General features: G+C 69.1%; 18 protein-coding genes and 2 tRNA genes. 9 read left to right on the forward strand and 11 right to left on the reverse strand.

The window, feature by feature from the left end; all coding sequences use genetic code 11:
- Nucleotides 1-16: 16 nt before the first annotated feature.
- Together ABD716_RS00830 and ABD716_RS00835 are read left to right on the forward strand one after the other, a co-directional pair.
- Complete coding sequence (locus tag ABD716_RS00830; RefSeq protein WP_344772798.1) at nucleotides 17-403, forward strand: DMT family transporter; 387 nt, start codon at nucleotides 17-19, stop codon at nucleotides 401-403.
- Entirely contained in the window at nucleotides 400-753 is a 354-nt protein-coding gene (locus ABD716_RS00835) for a DMT family transporter (RefSeq protein ID WP_344772800.1), read from the forward strand. The genes ABD716_RS00830 and ABD716_RS00835 overlap by 4 nt, the downstream gene beginning before the upstream one ends.
- Nucleotides 754-783: 30 nt before the next feature.
- On the opposite strand, the gene ABD716_RS00840 is transcribed toward ABD716_RS00835, so the two are convergent.
- From ABD716_RS00840 to ABD716_RS00850, 3 genes are all read right to left on the reverse strand, one after another.
- The gene (locus tag ABD716_RS00840) at nucleotides 784-1,080 is read right to left on the reverse strand and encodes a hypothetical protein (RefSeq protein ID WP_344772802.1); all 297 of its coding nucleotides are present in this window, start codon (nucleotides 1,078-1,080) and stop codon (nucleotides 784-786) included.
- Nucleotides 1,081-1,166: 86 nt separating this feature from the next.
- A complete protein-coding gene (argG, locus tag ABD716_RS00845; protein ID WP_344772804.1) occupies nucleotides 1,167-2,609 on the reverse strand; it encodes an argininosuccinate synthase in 1,443 nt (480 codons plus the stop codon).
- A 97-nt stretch (nucleotides 2,610-2,706) separates the two neighbouring features.
- On the reverse strand, nucleotides 2,707-3,021 hold the full coding sequence (locus ABD716_RS00850; protein ID WP_344772806.1) for a hypothetical protein: 315 nt from the start codon (nucleotides 3,019-3,021) through the stop codon (nucleotides 2,707-2,709).
- 116 nt (nucleotides 3,022-3,137) lie between these two features.
- On the opposite strand from ABD716_RS00850, the gene ABD716_RS00855 reads away from it, so the two are divergent.
- From ABD716_RS00855 to ABD716_RS00865, 3 genes are all read left to right on the forward strand, one after another.
- Nucleotides 3,138-3,353 (forward strand): KTSC domain-containing protein, encoded by a 216-nt coding sequence (locus ABD716_RS00855; RefSeq protein ID WP_344772808.1) that lies wholly within the window; start codon nucleotides 3,138-3,140, stop codon nucleotides 3,351-3,353.
- A 126-nt stretch (nucleotides 3,354-3,479) separates the two neighbouring features.
- Nucleotides 3,480-5,216 (forward strand): sodium:solute symporter family protein, encoded by a 1,737-nt coding sequence (locus ABD716_RS00860; protein WP_344772810.1) that lies wholly within the window; start codon nucleotides 3,480-3,482, stop codon nucleotides 5,214-5,216.
- Nucleotides 5,217-5,234: 18 nt separating this feature from the next.
- Nucleotides 5,235-5,522, forward strand: a complete 288-nt coding sequence (locus ABD716_RS00865) for a hypothetical protein (protein ID WP_344772812.1) — start codon at nucleotides 5,235-5,237, stop codon at nucleotides 5,520-5,522.
- Between the two features lie 119 nt (nucleotides 5,523-5,641).
- Here ABD716_RS00865 and ABD716_RS00870 read toward each other — a convergent pair whose 3' ends face one another.
- The 7 genes from ABD716_RS00870 to serS form a co-directional block, all read right to left on the reverse strand.
- A complete protein-coding gene (locus ABD716_RS00870; RefSeq protein ID WP_344772814.1) occupies nucleotides 5,642-5,926 on the reverse strand; it encodes a hypothetical protein in 285 nt (94 codons plus the stop codon).
- A 129-nt stretch (nucleotides 5,927-6,055) separates the two neighbouring features.
- Nucleotides 6,056-6,145: transfer RNA gene (locus ABD716_RS00875), tRNA-Ser, on the reverse strand.
- A gap of 64 nt (nucleotides 6,146-6,209) precedes the next feature.
- Nucleotides 6,210-7,496: an LCP family protein gene (locus tag ABD716_RS00880; RefSeq protein ID WP_344772816.1), complete on the reverse strand. Its 1,287-nt coding sequence runs from the start codon at nucleotides 7,494-7,496 to the stop codon at nucleotides 6,210-6,212.
- Between the two features lie 176 nt (nucleotides 7,497-7,672).
- Nucleotides 7,673-7,760: transfer RNA gene (locus ABD716_RS00885), tRNA-Ser, on the reverse strand.
- 40 nt (nucleotides 7,761-7,800) lie between these two features.
- The gene (locus ABD716_RS00890; protein ID WP_344772818.1) at nucleotides 7,801-9,126 is read right to left on the reverse strand and encodes an LCP family protein; all 1,326 of its coding nucleotides are present in this window, start codon (nucleotides 9,124-9,126) and stop codon (nucleotides 7,801-7,803) included.
- Between the two features lie 172 nt (nucleotides 9,127-9,298).
- On the reverse strand, nucleotides 9,299-10,105 hold the full coding sequence (locus ABD716_RS00895; RefSeq protein ID WP_344772820.1) for an HAD family hydrolase: 807 nt from the start codon (nucleotides 10,103-10,105) through the stop codon (nucleotides 9,299-9,301).
- Nucleotides 10,102-11,376, reverse strand: a complete 1,275-nt coding sequence (serS, locus tag ABD716_RS00900; RefSeq protein ID WP_344772822.1) for a serine--tRNA ligase — start codon at nucleotides 11,374-11,376, stop codon at nucleotides 10,102-10,104. The genes ABD716_RS00895 and serS overlap by 4 nt, the downstream gene beginning before the upstream one ends.
- Nucleotides 11,377-11,450: 74 nt before the next feature.
- On the opposite strand from serS, the gene ABD716_RS00905 reads away from it, so the two are divergent.
- Nucleotides 11,451-12,473, forward strand: a complete 1,023-nt coding sequence (locus tag ABD716_RS00905) for a diacylglycerol/lipid kinase family protein (protein ID WP_344772824.1) — start codon at nucleotides 11,451-11,453, stop codon at nucleotides 12,471-12,473.
- A 119-nt stretch (nucleotides 12,474-12,592) separates the two neighbouring features.
- On the forward strand, nucleotides 12,593-13,453 hold the full coding sequence (locus tag ABD716_RS00910; protein ID WP_344772826.1) for an SGNH/GDSL hydrolase family protein: 861 nt from the start codon (nucleotides 12,593-12,595) through the stop codon (nucleotides 13,451-13,453).
- Here the strand turns inward: ABD716_RS00910 and pheA are convergent.
- Complete coding sequence (gene pheA, locus ABD716_RS00915; protein WP_425553362.1) at nucleotides 13,360-14,382, reverse strand: prephenate dehydratase; 1,023 nt, start codon at nucleotides 14,380-14,382, stop codon at nucleotides 13,360-13,362. The genes ABD716_RS00910 and pheA overlap by 94 nt on opposite strands.
- A gap of 89 nt (nucleotides 14,383-14,471) precedes the next feature.
- On the opposite strand from pheA, the gene ABD716_RS00920 reads away from it, so the two are divergent.
- Both ABD716_RS00920 and pgm read left to right on the forward strand, forming a co-directional pair.
- Nucleotides 14,472-15,956 (forward strand): HNH endonuclease signature motif containing protein, encoded by a 1,485-nt coding sequence (locus ABD716_RS00920; protein ID WP_344772830.1) that lies wholly within the window; start codon nucleotides 14,472-14,474, stop codon nucleotides 15,954-15,956.
- A gap of 64 nt (nucleotides 15,957-16,020) precedes the next feature.
- Nucleotides 16,021-17,652, forward strand: a complete 1,632-nt coding sequence (gene pgm, locus ABD716_RS00925) for a phosphoglucomutase (alpha-D-glucose-1,6-bisphosphate-dependent) (protein ID WP_344772832.1) — start codon at nucleotides 16,021-16,023, stop codon at nucleotides 17,650-17,652.
- Nucleotides 17,653-17,819: the final 167 nt, after the last annotated feature.

Below are 17,819 nucleotides of genomic sequence, written 5' to 3' on the forward strand. Positions count from 1 at the left end.
GCGATAGCGTTGCGCTGTGACGAGGTGGCTACTGCTTGCGGGAACGATCGTCTGCGAAGTCGCCGGCTCTCTCAGCCTTGAAGGTGCGATCGACCACCCCTGGCTGTACGCCGCCGTCATCGTCGGCTACCTGCTCTCGTTCTGGTTGTTCGGCCGAGTGCTGCGCGCGGGTATGCCCGTCGGCACGGCCTATGCCATCTGGGGAGCCGTCGGGGTCGCGCTCACCGCGGCCCTCGCCGACGTGCTGTTCGACGAGCAACTCACGACCATGACGGTCATCGGCATGGTCGTCGTCATCGGGGGCGTCGTGCTGATCAACCTCGGCGGCGGCCACGGCGGGCACGACGAGCGCGACGATCGCAGAACCGCCGAAGCGGGCGACACCTCGGCGCGCGAATCATGAGCTGGGTCGTCCTGGCGCTCGCGATCCTCTGCGAGGTGGGCGCGACGCTCTCTCTGCGCATGGCGAGCACGCCGTACGACGGCCCTGACGGGCCGGTCGAGCCCTCGCGCCGCTGGTACCTCGGCGTCGTCGTCGGCTATGCGGCGTCGTTCGCCCTGTTCTCGCTGGTCCTGCGCATGGGCATCGGGCTCGGCATCAGCTACGGCATCTGGACCGCGGCGGGCTTCGCCCTCACGGCGGTCGCGGGGCGCGTGTTCTTCAAAGAGGCATTCACGCGTGTCATGGTCGCCGGCACGGTGCTCATCATCGTCGGGGTGTTCCTGATCGAGCTCGGGCAGGCCGCTCACTAGAGCCGGCCGCGGGTGCGGCCGGACCCCGCGTCAGTCCTTCGATGGCCAGGAGCTCGCGATCTCGTTGCCGCGGGCGCGGTACATGACCTCGTCGGCCTGCACGAAGGTGCGCACGTAGTGCTCGCCGCCGTTGATCGTGATGCGATCGGCCGAACCGCCGCCCTCGCGCACCGGCAGCACGACATAGCTCGGGCCGCCGACGCCGCTGTTGGCGAGACGCGCGAGGTAGTGGCCCTCTGGCACCGACTCGGGCCTCTCCTGAAGGATGTCCTCCGGTGAGATCACAGCCGTCACGACGGTCTGCTCGATCTCGGAATCGTCACTCATGATCCCTGCCCTTTCGACGTTGGAAGTGCGGCACTCCTCGCTCACACTGCCCCTCGCGGGGCCGCCTGTCTAGGCCGGTGCGAGCCTCAGTCGGTTCCGGTATCGAACGCGGCGCCTTCGGACGCGGCATCCGTCGCCCGCTCCATCTGCTCCTCGCTCGCCGAGAGCGGCTCGACGCCGCCGAGGATCTCGTCGGCGTGGCCCGGCTCGAGCGAACCCACGAGGTCTGCCGTGGCGCCGCCGATCAGGCCGAGCGTCGCGTACTGCTCGAGCCGCGAGCGCGAGTCGGCGATGTCGAGGTTGCGCATGGTGAGCTGGCCGATGCGGTCGTCGGGGCCGAATGCGGCGTCGCCGACACGCTCCATCGAGAGCTTCGTGGGGTGGTAGCTGAGCGCAGGGCCCGTCGTGTCGAGGATCGTGTAGTCGTCGCCGCGACGCAGGCGCAGGGTGACCTCGCCGGTGACGGCCGAGCCGACCCAGCGCTGCAGCGACTCGCGCAGCATGAGCGACTGCGGGTCGAGCCAACGGCCCTCGTACATGAGGCGCCCGAGGCGGCGGCCCTCGTTGTGGTAGTTCGCGACCGTGTCTTCGTTGTGGATCGCGTTGAGCAGGCGCTCGTAGGCGATATGCAGCAGCGCCATGCCCGGCGCCTCGTAGATGCCGCGCGACTTCGCCTCGATGATGCGGTTCTCGATCTGGTCGGAGACGCCGAGACCGTGGCGGCCGCCGATGGCGTTCGCCTCAAGAACCAGAGCCACGACATCCGTGTACTCGGTGCCGTTGATCGCCACCGGCCGGCCCGCCTCGAAGCGGACGGACACCTCTTCGGTCGCGACCTCGACGTCGTCGCGCCAGGCAGCGACACCCATGATCGGCTCGACGATGTCGAGCCCGGCGTCGAGGTCCTCGAGGCGCTTGGCCTCGTGGGTCGCCCCCCAGATGTTGGCGTCGGTCGAGTACGCCTTCTCGGTCGAGTCGCGGTAGGGGAAGCCGTGCGCGACGAGCCACTGGCTCATCTCGGTGCGGCCGCCGAGCTGGCTGACGAAGTTCGCGTCGAGCCACGGCTTGTAGATGCGCAGGGCGGGGTTGGCCATGAGGCCGTAGCGGTAGAACCGCTCGATGTCGTTGCCCTTATAGGTCGAGCCGTCGCCCCAGATGTCGACGCCGTCCTCTTTCATCGCGCGCACGAGCAGGGTGCCCGTGACCGCACGGCCGAGGGGCGTCGTGTTGAAGTAGGTCTTGCCGCCCGAGCGGATGTGGAAGGCGCCGCACTGCAGGGCCACGAGGCCCTCCTCGACGAGGGCCGACTTCGCGTCGACCAGGCGCGCGAGCTCGGCGCCGTACTGGCCGGCGCGCCCCGGAACCGCGGCGATGTCGGGCTCGTCGTACTGCCCGATGTCGGCGGTGTAGGTGCACGGGATCGCCCCGTTCTCGCGCATCCAGGCCACCGCGCAGGAGGTGTCGAGACCCCCGGAGAACGCGATGCCGACGCGCTCGCCGACGGGAAGTGAGCTCAGAACCTTGGACACGCCGTTAACTTTACGGGCGCGCCCGGGTGATCAGTGACGGATGCCCGCGCGCATGCCTGCCCGCCAGGGTTCCGCCGCGCCGCGAGTGCCGGATCGGTCAGTGCCGCACCCCCGCCAGGATGTCGTCGAGCTCGTCGGGTGCCGGGCGCAGCACATCGACCGCCTCGTCGAGCGTTCGAGCCGCGATCGCGTCGCCGGGGCGGCCGATCACGCACACCTCGAACCCGTCGCCCACCTGCGTCACAAAGCCCAGAAGCGCGAACGGATTGCCGCGATCGGCACCGTGCACGCTGACGCGCCACCCATGGTCATCGACGGGAATCACATCGAGTTCGATGGTTTCCCCTTCGACGGTGCCGGGCTCGGCAACCTGGTGGGCGACTGCGGCCGGGGTCATGATCTCCTCCTCCATCGGCGGATGCTTCGTGCAGCACTGGCTGCATGACACCATCCTGAGCACGACGACCGACATTCGCCTCGGGCTTGACTTTGGGTTCGATCAGGGGGCATGCGGGGTACGAAGGCGGCATGGTCGAACTGCGCCCGGTCGAGTCCGACGCGATCACCGCGGCCGGGTACGACGCAGACCGTCGAGTACTCGCCGTGCGCTACGAATCCGGCGCCGTCTATGAGTACTTCGAGGTAGATCGCGCGCTCTACGACGAGCTGCTCGCGAACCAGCCGCACCCCTGGTCACAGGTCGGCGAGCGCGTGAAATCGCACGAGTTCCACCAGCTCGAATAACCGCCTAGCAGGCGGAGGCCGTCTCCGAAAGCCCGGCGGCGTTGTTTGCCGCAACGCGAATCTCGACCTAGGGTTATTTGCCGTTAACTAACCAGTCGAGGAGGACCTCCTCGACGAGGAGGATGGATGACGTCTCTCGGAGCCCACGAAGCTGCCAGCGTCTTGAGCGGGCCAGTGCTCGCCGACGCGCCCCTGCGACTGCATGCGGGGGTGATCGACTACATCCTCGTCGCGACGTATTTCGCACTCGTGCTCGGCATCGGGTTCATTGCCCGGCGCTCGGTCTCGAGCAGCCTCGACTTCCTGCTCTCGGGCCGCTCGCTGCCCGCCTGGGTCACGGGCCTCGCCTTCATGTCCGCGAATCTCGGCGCGACCGAGCTGCTCGGCCAGAGCGCGAACGGCGCCGAGTTCGGCATCCAGGCGGTGCACTACTACTGGATCGGCGCGATCCCGGCCATGGTGTTCCTCGGCCTGTTCATGATGCCGTTCTTCTACGGCTCGAAGGTGCGCTCGGTGCCCGAGTTCCTGCGCCGCAGGTACAACCCGGCGACGCAGCGCTTCCAGGCGGTGCTCTTCGCCGTGGCATCCGTTCTGCTCGCGGGCGTCAACCTGTATGCGATGGCGATCGTCGTGAACGCGCTGCTCGGCTGGCCGCTCTGGCTCGCCATCGTCATCGCCGGCCTCGTCGTGCTCATCTACACGCTGATCGGTGGTCTGTCGGCCTCGATCTACAACGAGGTGCTGCAGTTCTTCGTGATCGTCGCCGCCATGGTGCCGATCACCCTCGTCGGCCTGCACAAGGCCGGCGGCTGGTCGGGCCTCAAGGCGAAGCTGTTCCAGCAGCCGCACGGGCACGACATGCTGCAGGCCTTCCCGGCGCATGAGCTGACCGGCATCCACAACTCGTTCTGGAGCGTCATCGGCGTCGTGCTCGGCCTCGGCTTCGTGACCTCGTTCGGGTACTGGACCACCAACTTCACCGAGGTGCAGCGCGCCTTCAGCGCCAAGGACATGTCGGCCGCCCGTCGCACGCCGCTCATCGCCGCGTTCCCCAAGACGCTCATCGCGCTCGTGATCATCATCCCCGGCATCGTCGCGGCCGTGACGGTGCCCGGCATCCAGAAGCTGAACGAGGGCGGCACCTCGAACGTCAACTACAACGACGTCGTGCCGCTGCTCATGCAGCAGCTGCTGCCGAACGGCTTCCTCGGCGTCGCGCTCGCGGGGCTGCTCGCGTCGTTCATGGCGGGCATGGCGGCCAACGTGTCGTCGCTCAACACGGTCTTCACCTATGACCTGTGGCAGGGCTGGCTGCGCCCGGGCAAGTCCGACAGGCACTACCTGAACGTCGGCCGCTGGGTCACCGTGATCGGCACCCTGATCGCGATCGGCACGGCGTTCATCGCGGGCAACTTCGGGAACATCATGGACTACATCCAGACCCTGTTCTCGTTCTTCAACGTGCCGCTGTTCGCCGTCTTCATCCTCGGCCTGCTGTGGAAGCGCGCGACCGGTCACGCGGGGTGGGCCGGTCTCGCGACCGGCACCGCGGGCGCGATCGTGATCTTCGTGCTCAACCAGGCCGGCGTCATCCCGATCTCGAGCCAGGGCTCGAGCTACCTGGGTGGCGGTGTCGCGCTGGTGCTCGCGCTCATCGTGGGCATCGTCGTGTCGCTGTTCCAGACGCCGAAGAGCGATAAGGAGCTCGTCGGGCTCGTCACCGGCGTCGTCGACGCGACCGAGGCCGCGACGGCCGAGGGCGTCTCGGCGGTCGGCGAGGTCTGGTATCGCAACGTCTGGGTCCTGGGCATCGGCGCGCTCGTGCTCGCCGCGGCCTGCTACATCTTCTTCATGTTCGTCTAGGTCGCAAGGAGCTTTCGGATGCCTCGTCACGACAACAAAGTGCTGAATTACCTCTTCGACCTGCGCACGATCATCGCGGTGCTGTTCGCGATCTACGGCATCGTGTGCATCATCTGGGGCGCCGCCTTCACGTCGAGCTCCGAGCTCGACAAGGCCGGCGGCATCAACATCAACCTGTGGGGCGGCATCGGCATGCTGATCGTCGCCGCGCTGTTCGTGTGGTGGACGATCGCGAAGCCGATCGACCAGCAGGCTGCGGCGCACTCGCTCGAGGAGAGCGAGGCCGAGGCGCAGCGCAACCTGTAGCGCTCGCGGCTGAGCGCCGCGCGCAGCGCAGAAGGAGGCCCCGCGCCCCGGTTCCGACCGGGCTGCGGGGCCTCTGCGCGCACGGTCAGCGGCGAGATGGCCTGTGCGCTGCGAGCCGCCTATTGCGTGAAGGCGAGGCAGGCGACGAGGCCGCCAATGAAGACCAAGACGGATGCCGCGCCGATGCCGACCAGTCGGCGCATCCTCTGCCGCTCGTCGCCGCTGCCGCCCCAGATCTCGGCCCGCAGGTGCACGCGGTGTGCCTCGTCGACGACCTCGGCGACGTGCGGCGAGCTGAGGTCGAGCGCTCCGGCGGCGGCTCGGGCCTCGATGCGCAGAGCCTCGTCGAGCGTCATCGGCGTGCGGCCGATGCGCTGTCGCTCAGAAGCGGGAGGGCGAGGCATCCGTTCTATTGTCGCGCGGCGCGCGCGGGGTGCGCGGCGCGCGTGAGACGACCCGAAGTGCCGGATTCCGGCGCCAATCCCGCATCGCGAGTCGTCTCGCGAGGGGCAGAGATCGGGGAGATCACAGTGCGGAGACGGAGGGATTTGAACCCTCGGTCCCCAAAAAGGGGACTCCACCTTAGCAGGGTGGTGCACTCGACCGGACTATGCGACGTCTCCAATGCCCACCGGGGCAGGCATCCGTTACACCTTATCAGGCGCAACGCGGCGGGGCTGCCAGCCGCTACCCGCCCGGGTAGCTCGTCACACCCTTGGTGCAGGTCTGCTCGTCGGCGGTCTGGCCGGTCGCGCCCTTGGTCAGCGTCACGTCGCCCGACGAGGGCGTGCTCGTTCCGCCGGCCGGCGTCGTGGGCGTGGTCGCCGGCGTCGTCGGCGAGGCCGGCGGTGTCGTCGCACCCGAGCCCGCGACCACCGTGCCGCGGCCGGTGGAGGCCGACAGCACCACCGGCTGGTCGTCTTGAATCGCCTTCGCGAGCACCGAGGCCCCGTATTCGTCGGCGACCACGCGGTTGGTGTTCGTCGGGTCGCTCACCACGGGGAACTGCACGAAGGTGATCTGCGACAGCGGAATGCTCTTGAGCGCGACCGCCATGCCGACCAGCGTCTTCGTGTCGCCCATGGTGTCGGACAGCGTCATGTTCTGCGTCGCCGCCTCGGCCAGCTGATAGAGCTTGATCGGATTGCTGAGCGTGCCGGCCGAGGTGATGGTGCGCAGCAGCGACGACAGGAAGTTCTGCTGGTTGCTGATGCGCGCGAGGTCGCTGCCGTCGTCGACGCCGTGCCGCGACCGCAGGAACGCGAGGGCGTCCTGCCCCTTGATCGAGGTCGTGCCCGCCGGCAGGTGCAGACCGACATAGGGGTCGTTGATCGGCGTCGCGAGGCACACCGGCACGCCGCCGACCGCGTCGGACATCGCCGCGACGCCGTCGAAGCTGATCTCTGCCGCGTAGTTGATGTCGTCGATGCCGAGCAGCTTCTCGATCGTGAGCACGGGGCACGACAAGCCGCCGTAGGTGAGCGCCGTGTTCAGCATCTGCGCCGACATCGAGCTGTACCAGCCACCGCTCGAACTCGGGCACGACGGGATGGCGAGGACCAGATCGCGCGGGAAGCTGACTACCGTCGCCGCGGTATGCGCCGCGTTGACATGCAGCAGCATCGTCACGTCGTTGTTGCCGACGCCGCTCGACGCCTGCTGGTCGGCCTTGTTCTGGAACTGTGCACCCTGGCCGGTGCGGGTGTCGGTGCCGACGAGCAGCACGTTGAACTCGCCCTCGAGCGCCGTGGCCGCGGGCTGAATCGACTTCTTCACCGGCGGCGCGGTCTGGCCCGCGCTCTTCTGCTGGACCAGGTGGACCTGCGAGTTGTCCTGGATGTTGCGGTTCACATCGGCGAAGGCGAGCGCGGCGATGCCGAGCGAGCTGACGAGGGCGACGCTGACGACGGATGCCGCGATCTTGCCTGCGAAGGCGAGAGGATGCCGCGCGGCGGCGCGTGCATGCCGCAACACATTCCCACGCCGCGACTCGCTCACTCGCACCCCACAAGATCTGCGCCGGGAAGGCGGCGCCCCGTGGTCATTATGTCCCACGTCAATAGGTGCCCGTGATGCCGTGGGTTTCAACGGGGTAACGGATGCTTCCCCTGATCGGGGGGCAGAACGCGCCGTCTCGCGTCAGATCGCACTGGCGGATGCGGAGGGATTTGAACCCCCGGACGATTGCTCGTCAGCGGTTTTCAAGACCGCCGCATTAGGCCGCTCTGCCACGCATCCGGGTCGAGTCTACCCAGGCCGCAGACCCGGGAATCGCGGGTCACTTCCCGAACGGACGCGAGCAGGTGTAGTCGCTCGCCGACTGCCCGTGCACCTGATCGGGCAGAGCGACCGTGCTGCCGCCCGAGCCCGATGCCTGCGTCGACCCGCTGCTCGCAGTCGTGCTCGGTGTCGAGGTGGGGGTCGACGTCGGCGTCGAGCCGGGCGTCGACGACGACGAAGAGGAAGGAGAGGAGGATGCGTGCGAGGGGTCCTGCACAGAGCCGACGCCGGTCGTCCCGGTCACCTGCACCGCCTCGTCGTGCTGCAGCGCCGTGAGCAGCGCCTGCTCGCCGACCGGGTCGGGCGCGACGGCACCGCCGCCCTGCACGTAGTTCGTGGGGAACTGCACGAAGACGATGTTCGCGAGGTCGGCGCCCTTGAGCGCCACGGCCATCGACGCCAGGGTCTGGACGTTCGACAGCGAGGTCGACAGCTGCATGTTCGACGCGGCGGCCTTGGCGAGCGAATACACCTTCACCGGGTTGCCGAGGGTGTCGGCCGACTTGATGGTGCGCACGAGCGATGACAGGAACACCTGCTGGTTGCTGATGCGGCCGAGGTCGGAGCCGTCGCCGACGCCGTGCCGCGTGCGCAGGAACGCGAGCGCCTGTTGGCCCTGGATCGTGCTGTTGCCTGCGGGCAGGTTGAGGCCGGTGTACGGGTCGTCGATCGGGCCGGAAAGACACACCGGCACTCCGCCGACGGCGTTCGACATGTCGACGACGCCGTCGAACTGGATGACCGCGGCGTACGGGATAGACAGGCCGGTGAGGTTCTCGACCGTCAGCACGGTGCAGGCGAGGCCGCCGTATTCGAGCGACACGTTGATCTTCTGCGAGCTCATGGCCGAGTAGCTGCCGCCGTCGGGGTTCGGGCAGGACGGGATCGGCACGAGCATGTCGCGCGGGAAGCTCACGACGGTGATGTGCTGGTGGTCGGCCGAGACGTGCATGAGCATCGTCACGTCGTTGAGGTTCTCGCCGCGCTTGCCGTAGGCGGCGTTGCCGTCGCCCGAGTCGGAGCCGGCGAGAAGCACATTGAAGGACCCCTGCAGAGCTGCGATGCCCTGCTTCTGCGTCACTTCCTTGTGCGTGGTCGGGTTCACGAGCACCACGGCGGGCTTCGTCGACGTGACGACGTCGCCGACCGCCATGCTCGCGAGCGAGAAGGCGCTCACCGAGGCGACGACCCCGATTCCGGCGAGGATCTTCCCGAGCGCGGCGAACGGATGCCTGCGCTTGAGCCGCCCGTGGCGGGCGATCGACGTGGGGCGGCCCGGGCGACCGTGCCGCGGGCGCAGGGGTGCGTTCGTGGGCTCGGTCATCACGTCCTCTCGACGGGGGCATCGGTCGGGCGCGCGGGGGCGCGCGGGTGCACACCGCGAAGGGGGCGCGGGGCGCACGAGATCTCCACCTAATCAGACCAGGCCTGGCAACGCACTCAGGAAGAGGCTGAGCCCGAGCGGCGCGAGCGCACTCAGAGCGGCCCGAGCACGCTCAGAGGGTCGCGAGCACCTTCGCGAGGCCGTCGTCGTCGACCGTTCCCGTGACCTCGCTCGCAACCGCCTTCAGCTCGTCGGGCGCCTGGCCCATGGCGATCGCGCGACCGCCGCCGGCGACGGCCCACTCGAACATCTCGAGATCGTTGCGGCCGTCACCCGCGACGAGGACGTCCTGGCCGGGAATCCCCAGCTCTTCACGAACGCGTGCGAGCGCCGTGCCCTTGTTGACGCCCATGGGCGCGATGTCGAGCCACGAGGTCCAGCCGATCGAGTATGAGACCTTGTTGAGACCCATGCCGCGCACGATGTCGAGGAACTCCTCGGTGTCGAGCTCGGGGGCGACGACGACCACGCGGCTCGCGGGGAACCCGGCCAGCTCGTCGAAGTCGACCTGCTCGGCGTTGCTGAGCTCCCAGTCGGTCATGCCCTCGGTGTAGCGGCGGAAGCCCGTCGCGTCTTCGACCATGTAGCTGCCGCGCGGCAGGTGCCCGCGGATGGTGTGCAGCACCTGGCTCGGGTCGAAGGTCTCGACCCACTCGCGGCGGTACCCGCTCGGCTCGGCCGTGTCGCGCTGCATCACGAGCGCGCCGTTGGCGCAGACGACGTATTCCGGGGTCAGCCCGAAGTGCTCGAGGATCGGCGCCGCGGTCTCCCAGCTGCGGCCGGTGGCCAGGGTCACCTCGTGGCCGAGCTGCTGCATGCGCAGGACCTGCGTGCGGACCGCCTCGGAGATCGTCTCGTCGAGGCGGATGAGCGTGCCGTCGACGTCGAGGCCGATGAGCAGACGGTGCCCGTCGCTCATGCGATCGGTGTGAGCGTCTCGAGCCCGCCGAGGTAGGGGCGCAGCGCCTCGGGCACCCGCACCGAGCCGTCGGCCTGCTGATGGGTCTCGAGGATCGCGACGATCCAGCGCGTGGTCGCGAGCGTGCCGTTCAGCGTCGCGACCGCGGCCGTCTTGCTGCCGGATTCCTCGCCGGGGCGATAGCGGATGCCCAGCCGGCGCGCCTGGAAGGTGGTGCAGTTCGAGGTCGACGTCAGCTCGCGGTAGGTGCCCTGCGTGGGCACCCACGCCTCGACGTCGTACTTGCGGGCCGCGCTCGAGCCGAGGTCGCCGGCTGCGGTGTCGATGACGCGGTAGCTCAGCTCGAGCGCCGCCATCATCTCCTCCTGCCAGCCGAGCAGTCGGGCGTGCTCGGCCTCGGCGTCCTCCGGCTTCGCGTAGACGAACATCTCGAGCTTGTTGAACTGGTGCACGCGGATGATTCCGCGGGTGTCCTTGCCGGCCGAGCCCGCCTCGCGCCGGTAGCAGGTCGACCAGCCGGCGTAGCGCAGCGGGCCGGCATCGAGGTCGAGGATCTCGTCGGAGTGGTAGCCCGCGAGCGCCACCTCGCTCGTGCCCGTGAGATAGAGGTCGTCGGCTTCGAGGCGGTAGATCTCGTCGGCGTGCGCGCCGAGGAATCCGGTGCCCTGCATGATCTCGGGCTTGACCAGGGTCGGCGTGATGAGCGGCGTGAAGCCGTTCGCCAGCGCCTTGTCGAGCGCCATGTTCATGATGGCGAGCTCGAGCCGGGCGCCGATGCCGCGCAGGAAGTCGAAGCGCGCGCCGGAGACCTTGGCGCCGCGCGCCATGTCGATCGCGCCGAGCAGCTCGCCGAGCTCGAGGTGGTCGCGCGGCTCGAAGTCGAAGCTCGGGATCTCGCCGACCGTCTTGATGACGACGTAGTCGTCCTCGCCGCCGGTGGGCACGCCGTCGACGATGACGTTGCCGAGCTTGCGCACGGCTGCCTCGAAGGCGGCCTCGGCCTCGGTGACGGCGGCCTGCGCGGCCTTGACGCGCGCGGCCAGCTGCTGCGCCTGGGCGACGAGCGCCTGCTTCTCGTCTTTGGGCGCCTTCGCGACGAGCTTGCCGTGGGCGTTCTGCTCGGCGCGCAGCGACTCGAACTCGGCGATGGCGCTGCGGCGCTGCTGGTCGGCGGCGAGCGCTGCATCGACCGTGTCGGGCGACTCGCCCCTAGCCACCTGCGAAGCTCTGACGACGTCGGGATTCTCGCGCAGCAGAACGGGGTCGATCACGCGATCAGTCTAGGGCGGGGCGCACGGCGGCCACGTCGCGTGATCACGCGCGATCGGCGGGGTACCTTGATCCAATGAGCGACCCAGCGCCCGAACTCGCGCGCGCGAGCGACGCGGCTCCCGCTGTGAACACCGTCGCCGCGGTGGTCAACCCGATCAAGGGCGACGTCGCGCGCGTGCGCCAGGCGATCTCACGCCACGCGTACTCGACGGGCGCGGGCAAGCCGCTGTGGTTCGAGACGTCGGTCGACGATGACGGGGCGGATGCCGCACGCCGCGCGGTCGCGGCAGGGGCGCGCCTCGTGATCGCCTCGGGCGGCGACGGCACCGTGCGCTCGGTCGCCGGCGCCCTGCGGCATACGGGCGCCGCACTCGGCATCGTCCCGAGCGGCACCGGCAACCTGCTGGCGCGCAACCTCGGGCTGCCGCTCGGCCACCCGGACGCCGCCGTCGAGGTGGCGTTCACCGGCGCCGACCGCGTCGTCGACGTCGGCATCGCGGAGTTCACCGGGCCGGACGACATCGCGACGGAGCATCCGTTCATGGTGGTCGCGGGCGTCGGCGTCGACGCCGCGATGATCGCGAACACCAGCCCGTTCCTCAAGGAGCGCTTCGGCTGGATCGCCTACATCGACGGCATCCTGCGCTCGCTCATCACCTCGAAGCCCGTGCGCGCGAAAGTGCGGATCAAGGGCGAGAGCGAGCTCAACCGCACCTTCGACGTGCACTCGGTGCTCGTCGGGAACGTCGGCGGGCTGCCGGGCGGGGTCGAGCTGATTCCCGATGCGCGCATCGACGACGGGGTGCTCGACGTCGCGATCATGCACCCGCGCACCGTCTTCGGCTGGCTCTACATCGGCCGCACCCTCGTGTGGGAGAACCAGGTGCTGCGGCACACGAAGCTCGGGCGCAAGCTGATCAGGATCCAGTCGCGGTTCTCGCCCAATGTGCTCGAGTACGCCCGCGGGCCCGTGGTCGGTGTGCGGCTCGAACAGCCGATCGAGGCCGAGCTCGACGGCGACGAGTTCGGCGTCGTGCGCCAGGCGAAGTTCCGCACCGATGCCGGATCACTGATCGTGCGGGTGCCGCAGGCGTAGACGCCCCGCGGGTCGACTCGGCGCAGCCGGGCACGCGGGTCGACTCGGCGCAGCCAAGCACGCGGGTCGACTCGGCGCAGCCGAATGGAGACCGCGCCCCACGCGCGTACGCTGAGTCCATGCGCCGCAGTTCGAAGGCTCTGCTCGCTCTCGGTGTCACCGCCGCCGTCGCCGGTGGCGGCTACGCCTGGTACAGCTGGCTGATGCGCCGGCAGGTCACCTGGCAGCGCATCCTGGCCGACAACATCCCCGTGCACAGCGCCTATTGGCGCGCGCGGCGCGAGATGCCCGGCGACATCCTCTATGTGGCGATCGGCGACTCGGCTGCGCAGGGCATCGGCGCCTCGCGCCCTGCGCGCAGCTACGTCGGGGTGATCGCGAAGCGGGTCGAGAAGCTGTCGGGGAAGAGCGTGCGCGTCGTGAATCTCGGCATCTCGGGCGCGACCCTGTCGACGGCCCTCGAGAAGGAGCTGCCGCGCTTCGCCCGCCTCAAGCCGGGGCTGCTCGCCGACGCGATCGTGACCGTCAGCATCGGCGCGAACGACATCGCCAGCTGGGACCCCGAGCGCTTCTCTGCGCAGGTCGAGGAGCTGTTCGCGCGGCTCGAGCAGCTCGCGCCGCACGCGATCGTCGCGGACCTGCCAAGTTTCTACTTCCTTCCGGGCGAGCGCAAGGCCACCGCGGGCAACCGGATTCTGCGGGCTGCGGCAGCCCGCCACGGGCTGCGCGTCGTCGATCTGCACGACACGATGAAGCACGAGGGGATGCGCGGCGTCGCGACGCAGTTCGCGGGCGACCTGTTCCACCCGAACGACCGCGGGTACGACGTGTGGGCGAATGCGTTCGAGCCTGCGGTGGAGGACCGCCTCGACGAGGTGCTGGCGGCTCAGGCATCCCCGGTTTCGAGCACGTCCGACGGTTCGGAGGCGAGCAGCCCGCGCAACCAGTCGCGCGCCTCGACGAACACCTCGTCTGCATAGCGCGGGTCGAAGTCGGCGGGCTGCCGGTCGGCGCGCGGGTACGAGCCGAGGAAGATCACGCGCGGCGTGAAGCGGTAGAGGCCGAGCAGGGCGTCGGCGATGCGCTCCTCGGTGATGTGGCCCTCGAGGTCGATGATGAAGCGGTGCCGGCCGAGGGCGTCGCCGATGGGGCGCGACTCGAGCAGGCTCATGTTGACGCCGCGGGTCGAGAACTGCTCGAGCAGCTCGACGAGCGAGCCGGGGGCGTCGGTCGGCAGCTCGGCGATCAGGCTGGTCTTGTCAGCGCCGGTCGGCTTCGGAATGGCGGTGTCGCGGCTGACCAGCGCGAACCGCGTGACCGCGTTCGGGTTGTCGATGATGTTCTCGGCGAGCACCTCGAGCGCGTGATGGTCGACGATGGTCGGCGGCGCGACGGCGGCGTCGGCGACTGAGACGGGCTCTCCGTCCTCGTTCTCGTCGAGGAGCTGGGTGGCGGCCTGCACGTTGCTTCCGGCGGGCAGGTGGGAGTGGTCTGGCAGGTTCTTGTCGAGCCAGCCACGGCACTGGGCGTAGGCGACGGGGTGGGCCGCGATCGTCTTGACGTCTTCCAGGCGGGTTCCGGGGCGCGCGACGAGGACGAAGCCGACGGGAACCAGGTACTCCCCCACGATGCGCAGGCCGGGGATGGTCGCCAGCGCGTCCTGCGTGGCCGAGACGCCGCCGTCGATGGAGTTCTCGATCGCGATCACCGCAGCCTTCGAGCGCCCCTCGACCACGTCATCGAGCGCCTCGCCGACGTTGTTGACGGCGCGCCACGGCTTGCCCTGCGCCTCTTCGACCTGCTTGAGCGCGAGCTCGGTGAAGGTGCCGGCGGGGCCGAGGTAGCTGTAGGTGTCGCTGGCGTTGCTCGCGGTGCTGGTCGTACTGGCGGTGCTGGTCACGCTATGCATCTTTCCGTACACAGGGGCGAGCGTGGCCGGTTGTACACATATTTGAATGTTCTGCGTTGAATGTCGGTGGCAGGTCGTAGCGTGATGTCATGACCCCGATCGCAGAACGTGTGCACGAGCTGGCCGCCGCGGCCGACTCCGCGCTGCCGTGCGCGAGCGAGGTGGCGCGATTGTCGGGTCCCGACGAGGTGGCGCTTCTGGGTGAACTGTCGGCACTGCGGCGCCGGGTCGATGCGTCCATTGCACTCGTGGCCTCCGACATCGAACGGAAATCGGCCCACGAGCTGGGCGCCGACTCCCTCGCGCGCAAGGCCGGGGTCCGCTCAGGCGCCGAGCTCGTGCAGAAGGCCACCGGGTCCTCCCTCGGCGATGCGAAGAAAGCGGTGCGCGTCGGGGTCATGCTCGAGACCGCCGAGGCCGTCGCGCCCGTCGCCGCTTCCGACATCGGCTCCGAGCCGCGCTCGATCGACGTGCTCTCCGCACTCGGCGGCGACTGGTCGGCGCCCATCGCGGTGGCCACCAGGAACGGGTGGCTGAGCGCTGAGATCGGCGACCGGATCCTCGGCGGCCTCGGCAAGCCCCGCGACGACGCTTCCACCCCCGCCTACCGGGCCGCGGTGCTGCGACTGATCGCCGACTGCTGGGAGGGCGAGCTCACCCCCGAAGACGCCGCACGAACGGCGAAGGCCCTACGCGCCGTGCTCGACCGGGACTGGGCGCAGCAGAACGCAGCCCGCCTGTACGAGCAGCGGTCCCTGAAGCGGTCGATGCGCGGCAACGGCATGGTGAAGTACGACCTCCTGGTCGACCCGCTCACCGACGCCCAGATCTGGACGCCGATCTTCCGCCACCTCTCACCCCGCCTCGGCGGACCCCGGTTCCTGACCGACGAGGAACGCGCCCGCGCCGAAGAACTCCAGCAGGACGCCCGCAGCAACGAACAACTCCTGGCCGACACCTTCACCGGCTTCCTCATCGCCGGGGTCACCGCCTCAGGCGTCTTCGGGAAATACACCCCCACGGTCACCATCGCCGTCACCACCGGCGACCTGAAGAACGCGATCACCGCCGACCGTGCCCGCCAGACCTCGGCCCCACCCGGTGACGGGCCACCTCCCGACGGCATCGCGTGGCTGGACGGGAAACCCGAAGCCCTCACCGGCGCACAACTCATCACCGCGCTGTGCGACGGGGCGGCCGCCGGCGTGCTGCTTGATGAAACAGGCCAGGCCCTCGACGCCACCAAGGCCGAACGCACCTTCTCCACCCGGCAAAGACGCGCCATGGCGATCCGTGACGGCGGGTGCCTCATGCCCGGCTGCACCATGCCCGCCTCCGCCTGCGAAGCCCACCACAACCATCCCTGGGGCGAGAACAAAGCGAACCGCAAGACCGAGACCCGCGACGGTGTCCTGCTGTGCAAGTTCCACCACCTCAATCTGCACAACAACGGCGGCCGCATCGAAAGACGCGGCCCCACCTACTGGCTCAGCTGGCCCGGAAAGGAGCCGACCCGGCTCGTGGCCAAACACGGCGTCATCGCACAGTTGCGCGCGGAGGGAGCGCTCTCATGACAGCATCGCCCCACAGGGTCAACCGGGGTGCCGCGTGCCGCGTGGCCCTGCCAGGATGGGCACCATGACTTCTCGTGCAGGGACGTACGCGCAGGAATCCGATCTCATCGACGACGAAGCGGTCGTGAGGGCCTACTACGAGCTCAAGCCCGATGCGTCGAACCCCGCTGAACGCGTCGTGTTCGGCACCTCGGGCCACCGCGGAAGCTCGCTCGACACCGCCTTCAACGAGGACCACATCGCCGCGTGCACGCAGGCGATCGTCGAGTACCGCGAGACGCAGGGCATCACGGGCCCGCTCTTCATCGGCGCCGACACCCATGTGCTCTCCGGCCCCGCACTGACCACCGCCCTCGAGGTGCTCGTCGGCAACCAGATCGAGGTCTACACCGACGCGCACGACGGCTTCGTTCCGACGCCGGCCGTGAGCCACGCGATCATCAAGTACAACAAGGAACACCGCGGCGCAGACGAGAAGGCCCCGCTCGCCGACGGCATCGTCGTGACCCCGTCGCACAACCCCCCGCGCGACGGCGGCTTCAAGTACAACCCCCCGCACGGCGGCCCGGCAGACACCGACGCCACGAGCTGGATCGCGAACCGCGCCAACGAGCTGATCGCCGATGGGCTGAAGGGCGTCGAGCGGGCCGAGCCGAGCGCCGTCGAGGGCTATGACTTCCGCGAGGAGTACGTCGCCGACCTGGTCAACATCATCGACATCGAGGCGATCAAGTCCGCCGGCGTGAAGATCGGCGCCGACCCGCTGGGCGGGGCATCCGTCGCCTACTGGCAGCTGATCGGCGAGAAGTACGGGCTCGACCTCACCGTCGTCAACCCGCGGGTCGACCCGAAGTGGCCGTTCATGACGCTCGACTGGGACGAGAAGATCCGCATGGACCCGTCGAGCAGGAACGTGATGGCGAGCGTGCTCGAGCACAAGGACGAGTTCCAGGTCGTCACGGGCAACGACGCCGACGCCGACCGCCATGGCATCGTGACGCCCGACGGCGGCCTGATGAACCCGAACCACTATCTCGCGGTCGCGATCCAGTACCTCTACACGCACCGACCCGAGTGGCGGGCGGATGCCGCCGTGGGGAAGACCCTCGTCTCCTCATCGATCATCGACCGGGTCGCCGCGTCGCTCGGCCGCACGCTGTGGGAGGTGCCCGTCGGCTTCAAGTGGTTCGTGCCGGGGCTCGTCGACGGCTCGGTCGGCTTCGGCGGCGAGGAGTCCGCGGGGGCCTCGTTCCTGCGCAAGGACGGCACCGCCTGGACGACCGACAAGGACGGCATCCTGCTCGCCCTGCTCGCCAGCGAGATCATCGCGGTGACCGGCAAGAGCCCGTCGCAGCTCTACCGCGAACTGACCGACACGTTCGGCGACCCGGTGTACGAGCGCATCGACGCCGCTGCCAGCAAAGAGCAGAAGGCGAAGCTCGCGAAGCTCTCGGGGGATGCCATCACGGCGACCGAGCTCGCCGGCGAGCCGATCGTCGCGAAGCTCTCCGAGGCGCCCGGAAACGGCGCCGCGGTCGGGGGCGTGAAGGTCGTCACCGAGAACGCCTGGTTCGCGGCGCGGCCGTCCGGCACCGAGGACGTCTACAAGATCTACGCAGAGTCGTTCAAGGGCGCAGACCACCTGAAGCAGGTCCAGGCCGAGGCGAAGGAGATCGTCGACCGCGCGATCGCATAGCGCGCGGCGCCGCGCGCGACCGCGGCGCGACCGCGGCGCGAGCACCGCACGCGAAAGGGGCCCTGGGATTGCCAGGGCCCCTTCCTTGTGCAGAGTTCTTTGTGCTGAGTTCTTTGTGCTGAGTTCTTTGTGCTGAGTTCCTTGTGCTGGGGCGGTTACCGCCGGGC

Source organism: Gryllotalpicola kribbensis (genome assembly GCF_039538245.1).
Classification (GTDB): Bacteria; Actinomycetota; Actinomycetes; order Actinomycetales; family Microbacteriaceae; genus Gryllotalpicola; species Gryllotalpicola kribbensis.